4 protein-coding genes are annotated in these 3,314 nt (G+C 39.9%); all 4 read right to left on the bottom strand.

The annotated features are described in order from the left end of the window. Positions 1 to 207 precede the first annotated feature (207 nt). A complete protein-coding gene (locus tag LBQ60_14115; protein MDR2039054.1) occupies positions 208 to 1,836 on the bottom strand; it encodes a hypothetical protein in 1,629 nt (542 codons plus the stop codon). Beyond that, positions 1,796 to 2,011: a DUF1508 domain-containing protein gene (locus tag LBQ60_14110; GenBank protein ID MDR2039053.1), complete on the bottom strand. Its 216-nt coding sequence runs from the start codon at positions 2,009 to 2,011 to the stop codon at positions 1,796 to 1,798. Before LBQ60_14110 ends, LBQ60_14115 begins: the two co-directional genes overlap by 41 nt. 22 nt (positions 2,012 to 2,033) lie before the next feature. Continuing rightward, complete coding sequence (locus LBQ60_14105) at positions 2,034 to 2,927, bottom strand: type I restriction enzyme HsdR N-terminal domain-containing protein (protein ID MDR2039052.1); 894 nt, start codon at positions 2,925 to 2,927, stop codon at positions 2,034 to 2,036. Between the two features lie 45 nt (positions 2,928 to 2,972). Beyond that, the coding region (locus tag LBQ60_14100; GenBank protein MDR2039051.1) for a hypothetical protein at positions 2,973 to 3,314 on the bottom strand (342 nt) is incomplete at its 5' end.

Below are 3,314 nucleotides of genomic sequence, written 5' to 3'. Positions count from 1 at the left end.
TTGTCTTCTTTGTCCTGTACGTCTTCATCCGGCATGAGGGCCTCTTCAACCAGTTTGTCCACGTCAACAGGCCCGGAGCTACGGCACTCCTGTATTTTGGTTATTTCGTCGAGTATACGATCAAGGTCGGCTTCTGTGAACATGGTATGTTTTCCCTATCCCTGTTCAAGCTTTTTCTTTGCCTTCTCTATCCACTTGGACTACTCTTTAATTGCTACTCCACCAGATGCCGTAAACTGTACTCATCAGGAAAAAATCAGATCCGTTTGCTTTACCAAAACAAATATCAGCAGATCCACTATAAATATTATTTTCATCTGCTTGTATCCAAGTTAAACCATCACTACTCAAACCTATTGTTCCATACATACTATAAGCAATCCAGTGCGGCTTTCCTTTAGTAATCCCATAGGCTATAGATCCTATGTTTTTATCCCCAAAAGTTGTTTGCGGTATTTCTTCCCAATCCAGACCGTTAATACATTTTACGATTTTTCCGTTACTCCCAACTGCGATAAAACCGTCTACATCAGCAATTTTTCCAAATGCAACATCAAGTATGTCTGCGCTTTTGTTATCCTTATGGGGGATAATAAAAGCATTATACGCACTACTAGAAGTATTCCATGTAGTACCATCAATACTTGTAGCGATCATACCATTACTAAAAGCCGCAACAAAGGTATCAACGCCGTTGACATTACCGTAAGAAATAGATGTCCCTATATCGTGAAATCGATAAGGTCGGCCAGGCGGCTCTTCAAACACATCAGCCTTATTCCATGTTTTTCCGTCAGGACTGGTCAATAAAAGAGAGTCTCCCCAGGTGTCATCAGGAAAATAGGTACCTGTGGCTAATGCCACCCACATTCCAGTACCATTCACTGATCCATAGATAATTGAGCGAAAATGCGGATCATAGCATGTTTGTACATCTGTTATGGAGTTAGAGGGTATTGCTGCCCAGTTTATACCATCGGGGCTCCACGCCATATTAATTAAACCCGTATAGTTGTTTTCATATATACCGCCACGGATGTCTGTTCCAATCAGCCATCCATCCACACCATCTACTTTGCCGAAAGCTACTGAATTGGCTTCATAGAATGGAAATTCTACTTGATAATATGTACTGTTGGAAAAAAAAGTACCTGTATATAACCAGCCGGTGGTATAGCGTGTCAAAGAAAGGGAGTTATGTCCAAAAGAATAATAAGCTCCTGACCTTACACCGTCAATATTGACTTCTATAAAATTATCGCTAATTACAGCATCAATTGGTTCACTTTCAACGCCATCCGTAACAACGATAATTTTAGAATCATGTGTAAATCGAAAACCAGTATACCTTTCACCGTCTTTTATATTATCTGTGGTTGCCCACTTTGAAGATCGCAATTCTCGTTTATATAATTTTGTCCAATTTTTACCATCAGGACTATAATATATCCCATTACTCCTACTGCCAGCGACAGAAATAAAACCATCAATAAATACAGTTGCTTCATCGGGTTTTATTTTCCCTGCTGCAATAGTACCGTATCCATCGCTTTCATTTTTTGTCCACGATTTACCGATTATTATATTAGATTCCGGATTAGATTCCGGGGGTGCTGTTGGTGTAGTTACCGTATTTTCATTATCGTTCGATGAATCTACTGATGTTGGACAACCTGCTAAAACTAAAGGGATTACTAATAAAAACGGTAAACAAATATATTTCATAGTTACACCCCCCGGAAACTTTATTTTCCATGTGCCAGGTTTAAAACCATCGCCTTTAGGCGGTGGCCGTTTATTTGTCCACTGTCTTGGATGCCTTTTTTCCCGTTTCATCAGGCCCGATAATCTCAGCAACAGGGGCATTTTTCTGGATTGATTTGATGCCTTTAAGACATGCCGCTTTAGTTTCATACGCCTCCCCTACGGCAATGATTTCTCCATTGGGTGCCTTGAGACGAAACCGGTATTGCTTTTTCCGATCTACAAAAATTTCAAATTTTGCTGCCATACTATTCTCCTGTAATTATTCTTTAATTTGTTTCTGTTATTGCCGATGAAGCAATAATATCATCATTCTCTACACCCTCTACACCGGAATTTTCCTGAACCGGGGGAGCATCCACCTTTTCTTCTTGTTTGGGAACATTACTATCGCCAGATGTCAAGCTGCTTCTTTCTTTTGCCCGTTCCAATTTTTTATATATTTTATCAATATCCTTTTTGGCCTTTTTTGATTCCTCGGAATCTATTATTTCTCTTTTTATAATATCGTTTACCATGATGTCAGCAATTTCCTGCTCGCTGATTTTTACATCAGCAAACAGCTTTTTCATTGTCCGGCGAATTAATGAATAAACTTCTTCGCTATTCAATAAACATCCAATAATGAATTTGTTTTTCACCTGGATGCTTAAATAGAAATCCTCTATGATAGACTTGTCCTGCCCATCCTTGCTAATCACAAAAAGCGCTTCAAGTTCCTTATCTGATTTCGGATTGATTGTTAACAGATCGAATTCTGATACAAGTTCTTTGTCAATCGGTTTCCCGAATTTGATTTTGTAAAGCATCCATGTTTCGGCATTGGTCAACAGCACCCAATTTACACCGGCGTTAGCGCCGTAATCCAAAGCCTGTTTTATATGATTGTCATTCAAGGCAACAGAAATAGCCTTAACCTCAATAAGAAACCCGATTTTCTTGTGAACATCGAGAATTGCCAGATCACAATAGGTTCCTTTAATGGCATATTCCGATGTTATATCGGAGTATTTATCATAACCAAAAATATCCTGTAGTATATCAGTTATCACGGTAACAGTATCAGATTCATTCGCGTCTTTCTTCTTGATCTGGGCAATAATACCCTGATATTTTTTGAGATTTTCATTAATTCTCTTGGCAAATTTGGCAGGTATATTCATAACTATCTCCCCTTTCTATAAGTATAAAACTCCACGATAACCGGCTCAGCCAGCCTTGTCTCTGGATTTCATTTCCGGCGGTACACCGGAAGCCTCCTTTTTGTCCAGCATGGTTTTTATAAGCCCCATGACATATTCAAGCTGCTCATCAGAAAGCCTGCCGGCTGCCTCCACGATTTCCGCTATCCTTTCCGGCGGAGAGAACTGCCAGCGCTTCTCCCGGACGTACTCCCTAAGGTACTGCTCCCCTGCCTTACCGTCTACAAGTTCCTCAATACTAATATTCAATACCTTACTAACAGAATAAGCATAGTCAACAGAAGGGCTAGACAAGCGGGAAATTCCGCTATTAATGACCGTTTTACCCACTTTTGACTCATTAGCAAG

The sequence above is a fragment of the Bacteroidales bacterium genome, from assembly GCA_031275285.1.
Lineage (GTDB): Bacteria > Bacteroidota > Bacteroidia > Bacteroidales > UBA4181 > JAIRLS01.
This window is presented reverse-complemented; position numbering and strand designations above follow the sequence as displayed.

Bases quoted from the DNA above. Each gene is read 5' to 3' on its own strand.
- LBQ60_14115 (MDR2039054.1), bottom strand. From the start codon at position 1,836: ATGAAACGGGAAAAAAGGCATCCAAGACAGTGGACAAATAAACGGCCA.
- LBQ60_14110 (MDR2039053.1), bottom strand. From the start codon at position 2,011: ATGGCAGCAAAATTTGAAATTTTTGTAGATCGGAAAAAGCAATACCGG.
- LBQ60_14105 (MDR2039052.1), bottom strand. From the start codon at position 2,927: ATGAATATACCTGCCAAATTTGCCAAGAGAATTAATGAAAATCTCAAA.